The sequence below is a fragment of the Nocardioides jensenii JCM 1364 = NBRC 14755 genome, from assembly GCF_001552535.1.
GTDB lineage: Bacteria > Actinomycetota > Actinomycetes > Propionibacteriales > Nocardioidaceae > Nocardioides > Nocardioides jensenii.
Genome location: NZ_BCRJ01000053.1, coordinates 1 through 14,031, shown reverse-complemented (window position 1 = coordinate 14,031; position 14,031 = coordinate 1). Strand labels below are relative to the sequence as shown.

Here is a 14,031-nt window from a genome sequence, read left to right as displayed (position 1 = left end):
CTGACCAGCCGTCCGTCGGCCAGTCGGCGGGGGAGCGGTGCCACCGCGTCGAGGACGGCGGTCGCCACGGCCAGGGCCTGGGTGCGGATCTCGGGGATCGCGGTCGACTCCCAGAGCTCACCGCGCCGGAGAGCGCCCAGCGTCCACAGCGGCGCGTCGGCGTTGCCGGAGGCGTCGAGGAGGCGGCCCTGGTCGGTGCGTACGCCCATGCCGGCGGTGGCCGCCACGGCCAGCGCGCCGCCACCGCGCGGGCGGAGCAGGTCGTCGAGCAACGGGTTGCCGAGCAGGCGGATGTCGGCCTGCGGGCCGGTGCAGTTGACCACCCAGCCGACCTCGACGAAGCGGGTCTCCCCGTCGTCGGCCAGGCCCACGCGCAGCCCACCGGTCGGGAGGGCCTCGGCGGAGTCCACGTGGCCGGTGCCCACCCGCAGGCGGCCGTCGGCCTGCAGCACGTCGAGGTGCGACGCGCTGGTCGGCGGCATGCGGTGACGCATCACGTTCCACGCGCCGGCATCGTCGGCCAGGAACTCCTCGCGCTCGGCTTCGCTGAGCCGCTCCCACAGCGCCGAGATGCGGAACCGAAGGCCGTCCATCGCCGGACGCCAGTCGCCGGTGGTGTCGGTGACGTCGGTCAGGTGTCGAGCCACCTCCCGGCGCAGGTCGGTCAACGAGTCGCCCCAGTCGGAGATGTCGGGGATCGCCGCCAGCTGCAGCTCCGGGGCGTGCGCGGCGGGGAGCCGCCCGTGGCGTGAGACCGCGTGCAGCACCCGGTCGTCGCGGTTGCCCGGCCCGGTCAGCGACAGGGCCACGTCGACCATGGTCAGGCCGGCGCCGACCAGCAGGACGTCGGCCGGGCCGCTCGCGGACCGTCGTACGACGTCCAACGCGCCGGGCGCCCACGGATCGGGCACGAAGAACGCCGAGTCGCGCAGGGAGTCAGGGGCCCAGGCGTGGCCGGCGGCAGGGAGGCCGGTGGCGATGACCACGGCGTCTCCGGTGAGCTCGCAGCCGTCTCCGGTGACCAGTGCCGCGCCCTGGGAGGTCCGCTTGATCGAGGTCGCGGGCTTGCGGACGTGACGCAGCGTGGTCTCGCCGAGCGAGGCGTGGAGGGCCTCGGTGAGGGTCTCGTCGAGGTAGCGACCGAACTGCTTCCGCGGCGCGAAGACGTACGACGAACGCGGGGCCTCCGGGTCGTCGCGATGACGCCAGCTGACGAAGTGGCCGGGCTCCTCGGGCAGGGCACTCATGCCCGAGGCCGGAACGTTGAGCAGGTGCTGGTCGTGCGTGGTGCCGAACGCGACACCGCGGCCCCACCGATCGACGGGGTCGACCATCACGATGTCGAGGCCGGCCGAGCGGCGGTTGGCGCTGCGGACCAGGTGCAGGGCCACGAGGGACCCGGCCGCACCGCCTCCCGCGATCACCACGGTCGGTCGTTGGCGTCGATGTGCACCCATGCCCACTCCTCAAGACTTGTTAATCCACTTACTTTATCCAGTTTAGGGTGTGAGTCCTCCGGTCTGGAATTCCTAGCACGCCCAGGCGCGCCGCGCATGCTCAAAATCGGGGTCGAGCACCGACCTCCCGACCTGCCACGTCGTCGGCCCTTGAGATTGCAGGGGCCCGCCGTGCACTACCTTCTGGGGTCATGCGCGCACTTTCGGCAGTTGCTGCCCTCGCACTCACCCTCACCCTCACCGCGTGTGGCGACAACGAAGAATCCGGCGGCTCCTCGTCATCGTCGGCGGCCACAGCGGCACCGGTCGGTGAGTCGTCCAGCTCCTCGACGCCGGCTCAAGGCACCGACTCCGACCAGGCGATCGCCGACGCGGCCGTCCTGACGATCGACGACATGCCCTCCGGTTGGCAGGCCGAGCCCAGCGACGACGAGAGCGAGTCGCAGGAGCAGGCGCAGAAGCTCGCCGAGTGCGTGGGCGTGGATCTCTCCGATGTCGAGAACGACCAGAATGCGGAGGCCGACTCCGACGACCTCAAGTCGCCCGAGGGCGTCACGATCTCCACGTCGGTCGAGGTCGCGTCGGACGAAGCGTGGATGACGAACGCCTTCGAGGTGCAGGGCGGATCGGAGTTCCGCACCTGCCTGGCCGACTTCCTCCAGGACCAGTTCGCCGATGAAGAAGGTGACGCCGTCTACGGCGAGGTCAGGAACTACCCGATGGTCTTCCCCACCTACGGTGACGACACCGCCGCGTTCCGCCTGTCCGTGCCGGTGACGACGCAGGCCGACGGTCTCGTGGTCGTCATGGACTTCGTGATGGCCCGTGTCGGCCGCGCCAGCGTGGTGCTCACCGCGGTGTCGACCAAGGGCCCGGTCCCGGCCACCGAGCTGGCCGGCTACCTGCGGCTCAGCGTCGAGCGACTGCAGACCGAGCTCGGCACGTCCTGAGCCCACCCCCCACACGGTCTCCCGTGCGGCCGACCGCGTGGGGGATTTCGGTGCCATCCGGTTCCGGGTGGACCATGAGCCCATGACCCAGGAACGCCTCCAGCTGCACGACATCGGCCGACGTCGGGCCTGGGGCATCTGGGCTGTTGCGGTCGCGGTCTACGTCCTCGCCGTCTTCCACCGCAGCTCGCTGGGAGTGGCCGGGCTGATCGCCACCGAGCGCTTCGACATCAGCGGCACCCAGCTGGCCTTCTTCACCGTGCTGCAGCTGGTCGTCTATGCCGGCATGCAGATCCCGGTCGGCGTCCTGCTCGACCGCTACGGCTCCCGCGCCCTGCTGCTTGCCGGCCTGGTCACGATGACCCTGGGCCAGCTGCTGTTCGCGTTCACCACCTCGTTCGGCCTGGCCGTGGTGGCCCGGGCGATCCTCGGCGCCGGCGACGCGATGGTGTTCGTCAGCGTGCTGCGCCTGGTGACGGCGTGGTTCCTGGTCAGGCAGGGCGCGATGATCACCCAGCTGACCGGCCAGATCGGGCAGATGGGCTCCATCGTCGCGGCGGCCCCGCTGACCCTGGCCCTGCACGGCCTCGGCTGGACGAAGACCTTCGCCCTCGCCTCGTCGTTGGGCGTGGTGCTGCTGGTCGGCGTCCTGGTGGTGGTCAAGGACTCGCCCTACCAGCGGTCGGAGCCGGTGCGCATCAAGGTCCGGGCGCTCGCGCGCTCGGTGCAGCTGGTGTGGGGCAACCCGGGCACCCGGTTGGGCATGTGGTCGCACTTCACCTCGCAGTTCTCGGTGACGGTGTTCACCCTGTTGTGGGGCTTTCCGTTCCTCGTGCGTGGCCAGGGACTGTCCGCCGAGATGGCGGGCACCCTCCTGACCGTGATGACCGGCTGGATCGTGGTCAGCGGCATCGTGCTCGGCAAGCTGGTGACGCGCTACCCGTTCTACCGCTCCTGGATCGTGCTGTCGATCGTCGCGGCGATGGCGACCGTGTGGACGGTCGTGCTGCTCTGGGACGGTCCGGCGCCGCTGCCCTTGCTCGTCGTCCTGGTCTGCCTGACCGGCTCCGGAGGCCCGGCCTCGATGGTCGGCTTCGACCTGGCCCGCAGCTTCACTCCCGAGGAGTCGCTCGGCCGGGCCACCAGCCTGGTCAACATCGGCGGGTTCCTGGCCTCCCTGCTGACCATGGCGTTGATCGGGATGATCCTCGACTGGCGAGAGCCCCGCGGCGCCTCGGCGTACGACCTGGCCGACTTCCGGGTGGCGCTGTGCGCGCAGTACGTCTTCTGGATCGGCGGCGCCACGCAGATCCTGCGCTACCGGCGCAAGGCGATCGCCCACCTGCACCGGGTCCATCCCGGCGCGGTCGAGAAGCTGCAGCGCGGCGAGCCGTTCGTGCACCCCGGCTTCGCCGACAACGAAGGCGTCTGAGGGCGTGCCTCACAGGTCCACGGCCTGCTGCGCGCCGCCCCGCCGGCACCTCGCCGCGTTCGCGTCAGCCGCCGATGCTCCGCATCGGCTCCCTCCTTGGCCGCAGCGTTGCACTCAGCGGATGCGACGCTCGCGACGGCCGAGACCGTGAGCCACACCCTGATTCCCCGAAGTTGCGGTGTCGTTCGCCCGGGCGACCCCGTCCGGTAGCGGAGCGTCCCTAGCGTCGCCAGCATGATCGCGCGTGGTCTGACGGGGTCGTTCCTGGTCCTTCTCGGCGGCCTGCTGGTGTCCCCGCTCCCCGACACGGCCCGGCTGCTCTACCTCGACGTGGTCGTCGAGCTGCGTGAGCACATGCTCGGCCGGATGGCCGGCCTCACTCTCGTCATGACCGGCCTCGGCCTGCTGGCGGCCGCCTGGCTGTCCCTGTGCCGGTACGTCGCCCGCGCCGAGGGCGTCGAGCGCGAGGGTGCGCTGGGGCTGGTCCGCTACGCCACCCTGATGTGGTCGACGCCGTTGATGGTCGCGCCGCCGTTGTTCTCCCGCGACGGCTGGAGCTATGCCGCACAGGGCATGCTGACCGCACTCGACATCTCCCCCTATGCGAACGGGCCGTCCCTGCTACGCGGTCCGATCGTGAACGCGGTCGACCCGCGCTGGATGGACACGCCCACGCCGTACGGCCCGCTGCCCCTGATCCTCGGCGACCTCGCCGCGCGGTTCACCGGCAACCCGTGGATCCTGGTCGTCGCCCATCGCGGCATCGCCGTCGTCGGGCTGGTCCTGCTGGCCTGGGCCGTGCCGAGGCTGGCGTCGTGGTGTGGGGCGAACCCCGCGCTGGCCAGCGTCTTCGTGCTGGCCTCGCCGCTGATGCTGGCCAACGGGGTCGGCGGGCTGCACAACGACCTGCTCATGGTCGGTCTGATGGCGGCCGCCCTCGTGGTGGCCGTGGAACGCGGATGGCAGTGGGGCGCGATGCTCGGTGGGCTGGCCGCCGCGGTCAAGCTGCCCGGCGGGTTGATCTGCGTCGCGGTGGTGCTGGTCTCGCTGCCGGTCGCCGCGTCGATGGGCGCCAGGTTGCGACGGTTCGCCGGTGTCGGCGCGCTCTCGCTCGCCGTGCTCTTCGGGCTCGGAGCCGTGTGGGGCCTCGGCGCCGGCTGGGTCGACTCGCTCTCGGTGCCCGGCACGGTCAACACGCCACTGTCGGCCCCCACCGTGCTCGGCGGTGCCCTGGACTGGAGCGCGCAGCACCTCGGGCTCGGCTCCGAGCCCGCCTGGTTCCTGGACCGGGTGCGCCACCTGGCCACCGCCCTCAGCCTCGTCGTCGTGGTCGCCCTCGCCCTCCGGGCGCCGACCGGACACCGCAAGGGCGCGGTGCACACGACCGTCGTGCTGGTCGCCGCGACCATCGTGCTCAGCCCCGTCGTGCACCTCTGGTACTTCCTGTGGCTGGTGCCGTTCCTGGCCTGCCTGCGGCTCTCGCGGCTGGCCGGGTCCGCGCTGGTGGCAGTGTCGGTGGTGCTCGGCCTGGTCGCTCCGCTCGACTCCTCGCTGCACGGTGCCTACCTCGCCATCGTGATGGGCTGCTCGTACGTCGCCCTGCTGGTGCCGCTCCTGCTGCTCACCCGGCGGGCGCGCGAACGGCTGGAGAAGATCGCCGACGCCGAGTGGCTGCCGGTCCCATGACGGCGTCTGGGATGGTCCCCGCCCAGCGACGGTCGCTGGTGCTCGTCGGAAGCCTGGCCTGGCTGGCCGGGATGATCGCGCTGGTCGTCGCCGGGCACGGCGGCTTCGTCGACCTGGCCGTCTATCGCTTCGGCGGCACCGCGGTGCTCGACGGGCTTCCGCTCTACGACTCGGGTGAGGCCGGCACCGGGCTGCCGTTCACCTACCCGCCCTTCGCCGCCCTGCTGATGACCGGGCCGGCACTGCTTCCGTTCCCGCTGGCGGTGGGCCTGTGGACCAGCATCAGCATCCTGGCCCTGGCCGTGACGATCACGCTCGTGCTGCCGAGCCGCGGCCGCTCGCGGTCGTCGTACGTCGTGGTGGGGCTGGTGCTGGCCGCGATGGCCTTCGAGCCGGTGCGGGCCAACCTCGTCTTCGGACAGGTCAACCTGCTGTTGACGGCCGCCGTCGTGGTGGACCTGCTCGGCCCGCGACGCCGGTGGAGCGGGGCCCTGATCGGCGTCGTCGCGGGCATCAAGCTCACTCCGCTGGTCTTCGTGGTGTTCCTGGTGCTGATCGGGCGACGGCACCACGCCGCGGTCGCCGGGCTCACGTTCGTCGCCACCGTCGGGCTCGGGTTCGCGCTGCTGCCGGGCACCTCGGTGGCCTACTGGACCGACGTCCTGTGGGACCCCGGTCGGGTCGGCGGTGTGCCGTATGCCGGCAACCCGTCGATCCTGGCCGGGTTGACACGCGTGGGCGGGGCCGAGCCGTCCACCGTCGCCTGGTTGCTCGGCGCCGGGGTGATCGCGTCGGCCACCCTGGTGCTGGCCGCCGGCATCTGGCGCCGCGGGGATCCGGCCCTGGGCGCGTGCGTCGCGGCGGTGGCGATGCTGCTCGCCTCCCCGATCTCGTGGAGCCACCACTGGGTCTGGGCGGTGCCGACCGTGATCGTGCTGATGGGCTCCGGTCGTCGTTGGGCGGCCGGATCCGGCACGGCGGTGTTCGTCTCCGGGTGCATCTGGTGGCCGCCGAACCACGACGACCGCGAGTTGGCGTGGTCGCCGATCGAGCAGGTGGTCGGCAACGCCTACCTGCTGACGGCGCTCGTCCTCGTCGTGCTGCTTGCCCGTCCACGGCGTGGGTCGAGGCTCGGTCGGAGCGATCGGCCGCGCCGCGTGACCCTGGTGGAACCTCGCGTCGGATCGAGCAACGTGGCTGTGCGCCGGCGGATTCAGAGCTCGTTGGAGTAGAGCGGTGACTCCTTGCCGGAGACCAGCTCGAACAGCTCCGTCGGGTCGAGGGCCTCGAGCTGCTCGGCCAGCTCGGCCGGGTGGCCGACCACCTCGGGTGCGCCGGCCACCGGCACCACGCTGTGCACGACGGCATCGGCATAGACGTGCAGCATCGTGAATGCCTGGTGCCCGTCGACCCCGGAGGTCAGGCCGGGCGTCGCCGGGTCCTCGGTGTAGCAGGTGGACGAGGCGACCGAGACCGGCACACCGGCGAACGTCGACCACGACGTGTAGTGGAAGTGCCCGCCGATGATGCCGCGCACGTCGGTGCCACGGATGACGTCGGCCAGGGCGGCCTGGTCGTGCAGCTCGATCAGCGCCGCCGCCTCGAGCATCGGCACCGGGATCGGCGGATGGTGCACGGCGAGCAGGGTGCCGTGCTCGGCGGGGGTGGCCAGCTGGTCGGCCAGCCAGGCGAGCTGCTCGGTGCCGATCTCGCCGTGGTGGTAGCCGGGCACGCTGGTGTCGAGGGAGATGATGCGCAGCCCGTCCACGTCGTGCACCTCGTCCTGTGGTGCGTCCGTCGCGGCGCGGTCGAGCAGGCCCTGGGCGTACGCCGCGCGTTCGTCGTGGTTGCCCATCACCCAGACCACCTGCGCGCCACACTGTGCGGCGGCGGGCTCGACCAGGGCGCGAAGGACGGCGTACGCCTCGGGCTCACCGCGGTCGGCGAGGTCTCCGGTGAACACGATCGCGTGCGGCGGCGGGTCGATCGCGGACAGTCGGTCGAGGGCCGCGCGCATCCTGGCCTCGGTGTCGACCTTGCCGTGGAGCGGCCGGCCGGCCAGCATCTGCGGGTCACTGAGGTGGGCGATGACGTGGCGGGGTGCGGGATGTTGGCCGAGGGGCTTCACGTCTCGCAGCCTAGGCCACGGGCGACCCGCTACCGTGGCTGGCGGAGGGAGCCCCATGACTGAATCCGATCGCGGTGTGGACGCCAACACCCGCGCCATCGAGGACACCGTCGTCACCGACTTCAGTGACCGGATGAGCTACGGCGGCTATCTCGACCTGCCCACCCTGCTCTCGGCACAGCGGCCGATCAGCGACCCGGTGCACCACGACGAGCTGCTGTTCATCGTGCAGCACCAGACCACCGAGCTGTGGCTCAAGCTGGTGCTCCACGAGCTCGAGCACGCCTGCGCGCTGCTCCGCGTCGACGACCTGCCCCAGGCGCTCAAGTGCGTGGCCCGGGTCAAGCACATCCAGAAGACGCTGACCGAGCAGTGGTCGGTGCTGGCCACGCTGACGCCCAGTGAGTACGCCGAGTTCCGCGACTCGCTGGGCAGCTCCAGCGGCTTCCAGTCCTGGCAGTACCGCGCGGTCGAGTTCACCCTCGGCAACAAGAACGCGGCCATGCTCGCGGTGTTCGACGCCGACCCGGTCGCCCAGGACGTCGTACGCCGTGCCCTGCATGCGCCCTCGCTCTACGACGAGTTCCTGCACTACCTGGCCCGCCACGACTACCCGGTCCCGCTCGGAGTCCTCGACCGCGACGTCACCCTGGCGTGGACCTTCCGGGAGGACCTGGTGCCGGTGTTCGCCGCGATCTACGCCGACTCCTCGCACAACTGGGCGGCCTACGAGACCTGCGAGGAGCTGGTCGACCTCGAGGACAACTTCCAGCTCTGGCGCTTCAGGCACCTCAAGACCGTCGAGCGCATCATCGGCATGAAGACCGGCACCGGAGGATCAAGCGGGGCTCCGTTCCTGAAGAAGGCGCTCGAGCTGACGTTCTTCCCCGAGCTCTACGCCGTCCGCACCAGCCTGTAGGTCATGGCCGGGCCGGCGCGATCCGGCCGGTCACCTCGCCGAGCGCGATCCGGCCGCCGAGCGTCCCGGGCGCCGTGTAGCGCAGCACGACCTCGTCGCCGTCCTCGAGCGCCAGACGCTCCTGGTCGCCGACAGCGAACGGCTCGCGCCAACCCCAGCTGAGCTCCAGGAACGATCCGCGCTGCTCGGCCACCGGGCCGGAGACGGTGCCCGAGGCCCACAGGTCGCCGGTGCGCACGGAGGCCCCGTTGACGGTGAGGTGGGCCAGCATCTGAGCCGGGCTCCAATACATCGACCGGTACGGCGGACGGCTGACCACGTGGCCGTTGACCGCCACCTCGATCGCGATGTCCAGCCCCGCCCTGCCCTCGACCTGCAGGTAGGGGAGCGGCTCCGGGTCCTGACCGGGCAGCTCGACCCAGGCCGCGTCGAGTGCGGCGAGCGGAGTGACCCACGTGGAGATCGAGGTCGCGAACGACTTGCCGAGGAACGGGCCGAGGGGCACGTACTCCCAGGCCTGGATGTCGCGCGCGGACCAGTCGTTGAGTCCCATCACGCCGAACGTGTGGTCCGCGAAACCGCCGGTGGTGACCCGCTCGCCGAGCTCGGTGCCGATGCCGACGACGAAGCCCAGCTCGGCCTCGATGTCGAGGCGTGCGCTGGGCCCGAACACGGGCTCGTCGTCACTCGGGGTCTTCCGTTGGCCCATCGGCCGGATGATCTCGGTGCCGCTCGGCACGACCGTGCCGGAACGACCGTGGTAGCCGACAGGCAGGTGCTTCCAGTTCGGCAGCAGGGGGGCCTGCTCGGGCCGGAAGATCGTGCCGACGTTGGAGGCATGGTGCTCGGAGGCGTAGAAGTCGACGTAGTCGCCGACCTCGATCGGCATCCGCATCTCCACGTCTGCCAGGGGAATCAGGTGCGGCTCGACATCGGCCCGCCCGGTCTCCTCGGTGAGCAGCGCGACGATCCACCGGCGGATCGCGTCGTTGTGGGCCCTGCCCAGTGCCATCAGGGGATTGAGCGCCTGGTGCCTGAAGACGTGCGCCACCTCGAGCAGCCCGGCCGCGGCCACGGGTGCGAGATCGAGCACGTGGTCACCGATGCGGGCACCGATCCGCGGCTCCTCACCGGTGCCCACGAAGACGCCGTACGGCAGGTTGTCGACGTCGTACGCCGAGCCGGCGGCGCCGGGCACCCAGGTCGTCATGCGGACTCCACGGTGAGCAGTCCGAGCGCGTGCAGATCGTCGAGTGGTTCGACCACGCTGCAGGACCCGAAGCCGGTGAACCAGCGCCGGGTGCGGGCCATCGTGTCGTGGCCGTGCTCGTTGAAGAGAGCGATCAGGGCGGCCGGGTCGGACTCGCCGAGTACGGCGACCGGGTCGTCGCCGTCGAGTGAGGCGCGGGTGGCCAGCAGCACGTTGAGGAAGCCGTGATGGCGGAAACCGGTCTCGGGGTCGTCGTGGCGCACGGCTTGGTGCAGGCCGGCGGTGCACTTGAAGGCGCACTCGCGGTCGAGGGCCGCGGTGATCCACGCGCCGAGTGTGTCGGGTGTGGGGAACAGGTGAGCCTCGACGCCGCCGGTGCGGAACTTCAGACGCAGGTCGGCGGCGGCGATCTCGTCGGCGGCCGCCAGCCATCCGGCGCTCGGCGGCTCCTGGGGGAGCTCGACGAAGACCGCCACCTCGTCGTCGACCAGCCCGAGGTCGCGGGCCTGGTCGAGGCCGGCGATCACCCGGCGCGCGTTGCCGGCCAGGTCGGACGGGTCGCGCAGGGCCACCTCGAGACTCGCGAGCCGGAGGCCGCCGATGCGTGAGACCGTGCTCGCGGCCGGGGTGATGCCGCCGGCGCCGGCGCCGATCACGACGCTCACCGGGAGCGTGTCATCCCCGACGAGTGGGCGCAGCTCGGGCAGGCGATGGTCGCTGACCACGAACGCGTCGACCAGGTCGGCGTACGCCTCGGCGCGGCGGGCGAACCACGCCGGTACGGCGTCCTCGAGGGGACTGTTCCCGGGTGGGAAGACGGCGGCGTCGTCGAGCAGTCCGACGAACGCGGGGGAGAGGTCTGCGGTGGAATCCGACACGCTCGGAGGCTAGCGCAGGGCTCCGGGATCGGACACATTCGTCCGGTCACGGGACGCTCGAGAATCTCGGAGACCCACCGAGCGGTTGATGATCTGCCTAGGGTGACGTCATGTCGCGCCGTCTTCTCGCCCTGCTCGCCACTCTCGTCGGCATGGTGGCCGCGCTGCTCCCTGCGCCGAGCGCCGGCGCGCAGCCGGTCGTCGCCGAGCCGATCACCAACCTGACCGCGCCGACGCTGACCGGCACGGCGGTCTACCTCGGCACGGTGACCGCCGCCCCCGGGGCGTGGCAGCCCGCGGATGCGACGTACGCCTTCGCCTGGCTTCGGGACGGCCGGCCGATCGCGGGTGCCACCGAGCGGCGCTATCGCCCCGTGATCGCCGACATCGGCCGCTCCCTCTCGGTGCGCGTCACCGCCAGCCACGCGTCGTACGACCCGGCCAGCGCCACCTCGCGCGCCCGCGTCGTGCGCAAGGCGACCTTCGGGCTGGTACGCCGACCCGATCCGCGGGGGACCAAGCGCTATCTCTCCACCCTGACCTCGACCAGGCCCACCCTGAGTCCGAAGCCGACCCGCATCACCTGGCGCTGGCTGCGCGACGGCAGGCCCATTGCGCGAGCCACGAAGCAGAGCTACCGCCTGACCTGGCGCGATGTCGGGCATGCGGTGCGGGTGCGTGCCACCGCGACGCGGGCCGGCTACCGGACCCGCCCGGTGGTCTCCCAGGCGTTCAGGATCGGCCACCGGGTGCCGGCCAGGCACGTCGTGCACTACAAGGTCGAGACGCGGGGCCGGATCACCGCGAGCCTGCGCGACTTCCGTCGTCTGGCCAACGCCTCACTCAACGATCCGCGCGGCTGGCGCGGGGCCGGCATCGCGTTCAACGAGGTGCGCAGCGGCGGGTCGATGACCCTGGTCCTGGCCGAGTCGTCGTGGTTGCCGCGCTTCTCCTCCGGATGCAGTGCCCAGTGGAGCTGCCGGGTCGGGCGCTTCGTCGTGATCAACCAGCTGCGGTGGCAGCACGCCTCACCGGCGTGGAACCGGGCCGGTGGCACGTTGCGCAGCTATCGACACATGGTGGTCAACCACGAGACCGGCCACTGGCTGGGCTGGTCGCATCGCTCCTGCCCGCGCGCCGGAGCGCCGGCACCGGTGATGCAGCAGCAGTCGATCAGCCTGCAGGGTTGCCGGTTCAACCCGTTCCCGACCGCCGGGGAGCGCGACGTGCCGCGCTTCTGAGCAGCCTCGCCCGGGCGGATCAGGCCTCGGCCATGGTCAGGCGTCGGCCAGGGCCGGGTAGTCGGTGTAGCCCTCGTGGTCGCCGCCGTAGAACGTCTCCGGCGTCGGCGCGTTGAGCGGCAGCCCGGCCTCGAGCCTTGTGGGCAGGTCGGGATTGGCGATGAAGGAGCGTCCGAACGCCGCGGCGTCGATGTGACCCGCGTCGAGCAGGCGCTCGGCCTTGGCCAGGTCGTAGTTGCCGGCGCCCACGATCACGCCGGGGAAGGCCGCGCGCAGTCGGGTGCGGAACTCGTCGTCCAGCGCGGGCCCGCCGGCCCAGTCGGGTTCGGAGAGGTGCAGGAACGCGATGTCACGATCGGCCAGGGCCCGGGCGACGTACAGCCCGGCCTCGCCGTCGTCGTCGGAGTCGAGCCCGTTGAAGCTGCCGACCGGCGAGATGCGTACGCCGACCCGGTCGGCACCGATCTCGTCGATGATCGCGTCGACCACCTCGAGCAGCAGCCGGGCCCGGTTCTCCAGCGAGCCGCCGTACCCGTCGGTGCGCTGGTTGCTCGCCTCGGCCAGGAACTGGTGCAGCAGGTAGCCGTGCGCGGCGTGCACCTCGACCAGGTCGAAGCCGGCGTCGACGGCGTTGCGGGCCGAGCGCCGGTAGTCGTCGACGAGCCGGGGCAGCTCGTCGACCTCGAGGGCGCGTGGCGTGGGGCAGATGGCGCGGACGACAGTGCCCTCGTCGTCCTTGAGCGAGGTGCGGCTGCGGAACTCGAGTGCGCTCGCCGAGACCGGCAGCGCCCCGTCGTGCAGTGACTCGTGGCCCACCCGGCCGGTGTGCCACAGCTGGGCGGCGATCACGCCACCGGCCGCGTGGACGGCGTCCGTGATCGAACGCCAGCCGGCGACCTGCTCGGGGCTGTGGATGCCCGGGGTGTCGGCATAGCCCTTGCCCTCGGGGCTGATCTGGGTGCCCTCGCTGATCACCAGACCGGCGGCGGCGCGCTGCACGTAGTAGTCGCGCATGAGGTCGTTCGGCACGTCGCCCGGTGCGGTTGCCCGCATCCGGGTCAGGGGTGCCATGAGCACGCGGTTGGCCAGCTTGGTCGAGCCGATGGACAGGGGTGAGAAGAGAGTGGACACAGGAGAGGAACCAACCGTCCCCCGTGGTTTGTTCCGACGACCTCGGTGCCGTGCGCCACTCGCGCCGAGCGCGAGCGGCACGGCAGGATGAGGGCCATGGCGGAACAGGTGCGGTTCCCGAGCGTGTCGGGCGAGATGCTGGCCGGGCTGGTCGACCTGCCCCGTGGCGAGGTGCGCGGCTGGGGAGTCTTCGCCCACGGCTTCACCCTCGGCAAGGACTTCGTCGCCTCGGCGCGGATCTGCCGCCAGCTCGCCGCGGAGGGCGTCGGCATGCTGCGCTTCGACAACCTCGGGCTCGGCGACTCCGAGGGCGACTGGGGTGACGGGTCGTTCTCGCACAAGGTGGCCGACACGGTGCGCGCCGTCGAGTTCATGGTCGAGCAGGGCCGGCCGCCCGAGATCCTGGTCGGCCACTCGTTCGGCGGCGCCGCCGTCCTGGCCGCGGCCAGTCAGCTTCCGGGAGTGCGCGCGGTGGTCAGCATCGCGGCACCCGTCGAGCCCAGCCACGTCGAGCACAACTACGACGCCCTTCTCGACCGGGTCCTGGGCGAGGGGGAGGCACAGTGGCTGGTCGGCGGCAAGGCGCTCACGCTCAAGCGCGACTTCGTCGAGGACATCCGTCGCGCCGACCTGCGCGAGCAGGTCCGCACCCTGCGTCGGCCCCTGCTGGTGATGCACTCGCCGACCGACAACACGGTCGGCATCGCCAACGCCAGCGAGATCTTCCGCACCGCGCGTCACCCACGCAGCTTCGTCTCGCTCGAGGGCTCCGACCACCTGCTCACCGCGCCCGGCCAGGCGCAGCGCGCCGCCCGGATCATCAGTGCCTGGGCCGACCAGTACCTCGCGCTCGACTGAGCTGCCGCCAGGACGCCCGGGCCCGAGGTCAGGCAGTGGCCAGCCGGGGGCGGGCGGAGAGACCGGCGTGCACGGCCAGCATCCGCTCCACCGCGTCGGGCCAGGGGAAGGCCTCGGCGCGGGCCCGGGCCGCAGCTCGCC

General features: G+C 71.6%; 12 protein-coding genes. 7 read left to right on the top strand and 5 right to left on the bottom strand.

The window, feature by feature from the left end; all coding sequences use genetic code 11:
• Positions 1-1,457, bottom strand: a 1,457-nt coding sequence (locus tag NJ4_RS12340) for an FAD/NAD(P)-binding protein (RefSeq protein WP_157551110.1), incomplete at its 3' end; no start/stop codon positions are given.
• Between the two features lie 191 nt (positions 1,458-1,648).
• On the opposite strand from NJ4_RS12340, the gene NJ4_RS12335 reads away from it, so the two are divergent.
• The 4 genes from NJ4_RS12335 to NJ4_RS12320 all read left to right on the top strand — a co-directional run bounded on the left by NJ4_RS12335 (position 1,649) and on the right by NJ4_RS12320 (position 6,757).
• Positions 1,649-2,407: a hypothetical protein gene (locus NJ4_RS12335; protein WP_067435205.1), complete on the top strand. Its 759-nt coding sequence runs from the start codon at positions 1,649-1,651 to the stop codon at positions 2,405-2,407.
• An 82-nt stretch (positions 2,408-2,489) separates the two neighbouring features.
• Entirely contained in the window at positions 2,490-3,839 is a 1,350-nt protein-coding gene (locus NJ4_RS12330; RefSeq protein ID WP_067435202.1) for an MFS transporter, read from the top strand.
• 234 nt (positions 3,840-4,073) lie between these two features.
• Positions 4,074-5,525 carry a polyprenol phosphomannose-dependent alpha 1,6 mannosyltransferase MptB gene (gene mptB, locus NJ4_RS12325; RefSeq protein WP_067435199.1) on the top strand — a complete coding sequence of 484 codons (1,452 nt, stop codon included), beginning with the start codon at positions 4,074-4,076 and terminating at the stop codon, positions 5,523-5,525.
• Complete coding sequence (locus NJ4_RS12320; RefSeq protein ID WP_082748500.1) at positions 5,522-6,757, top strand: glycosyltransferase 87 family protein; 1,236 nt, start codon at positions 5,522-5,524, stop codon at positions 6,755-6,757. The genes mptB and NJ4_RS12320 overlap by 4 nt, the downstream gene beginning before the upstream one ends.
• Here NJ4_RS12320 and NJ4_RS12315 read toward each other — a convergent pair.
• The gene (locus NJ4_RS12315) at positions 6,739-7,653 is read right to left on the bottom strand and encodes a metallophosphoesterase (RefSeq protein WP_067435192.1); all 915 of its coding nucleotides are present in this window, start codon (positions 7,651-7,653) and stop codon (positions 6,739-6,741) included. The two genes, NJ4_RS12320 and NJ4_RS12315, sit on opposite strands and share 19 nt — an antisense overlap.
• A gap of 55 nt (positions 7,654-7,708) precedes the next feature.
• On the opposite strand from NJ4_RS12315, the gene NJ4_RS12310 reads away from it, so the two are divergent.
• Positions 7,709-8,572, top strand: a complete 864-nt coding sequence (locus tag NJ4_RS12310; protein WP_067435189.1) for a tryptophan 2,3-dioxygenase — start codon at positions 7,709-7,711, stop codon at positions 8,570-8,572.
• Position 8,573: 1 nt separating this feature from the next.
• On the opposite strand, the gene fahA is transcribed toward NJ4_RS12310, so the two are convergent.
• Together fahA and NJ4_RS12300 are read right to left on the bottom strand one after the other, a co-directional pair.
• A complete protein-coding gene (gene fahA / locus NJ4_RS12305; protein ID WP_067435186.1) occupies positions 8,574-9,782 on the bottom strand; it encodes a fumarylacetoacetase in 1,209 nt (402 codons plus the stop codon).
• The gene (locus NJ4_RS12300) at positions 9,779-10,660 is read right to left on the bottom strand and encodes a hypothetical protein (protein WP_067435183.1); all 882 of its coding nucleotides are present in this window, start codon (positions 10,658-10,660) and stop codon (positions 9,779-9,781) included. Before NJ4_RS12300 ends, fahA begins: the two co-directional genes overlap by 4 nt.
• A gap of 110 nt (positions 10,661-10,770) precedes the next feature.
• Between NJ4_RS12300 and NJ4_RS12295 the strand changes: the two genes are divergently transcribed.
• Positions 10,771-11,901, top strand: a complete 1,131-nt coding sequence (locus tag NJ4_RS12295) for a DUF3152 domain-containing protein (protein WP_067435180.1) — start codon at positions 10,771-10,773, stop codon at positions 11,899-11,901.
• A gap of 36 nt (positions 11,902-11,937) precedes the next feature.
• On the opposite strand, the gene nemA is transcribed toward NJ4_RS12295, so the two are convergent.
• Positions 11,938-13,032 carry an N-ethylmaleimide reductase gene (nemA, locus tag NJ4_RS12290; protein ID WP_067435177.1) on the bottom strand — a complete coding sequence of 365 codons (1,095 nt, stop codon included), beginning with the start codon at positions 13,030-13,032 and terminating at the stop codon, positions 11,938-11,940.
• Between the two features lie 96 nt (positions 13,033-13,128).
• On the opposite strand from nemA, the gene NJ4_RS12285 reads away from it, so the two are divergent.
• Positions 13,129-13,890: an alpha/beta hydrolase family protein gene (locus NJ4_RS12285; protein ID WP_067435174.1), complete on the top strand. Its 762-nt coding sequence runs from the start codon at positions 13,129-13,131 to the stop codon at positions 13,888-13,890.
• Positions 13,891-14,031 lie beyond the last annotated feature (141 nt).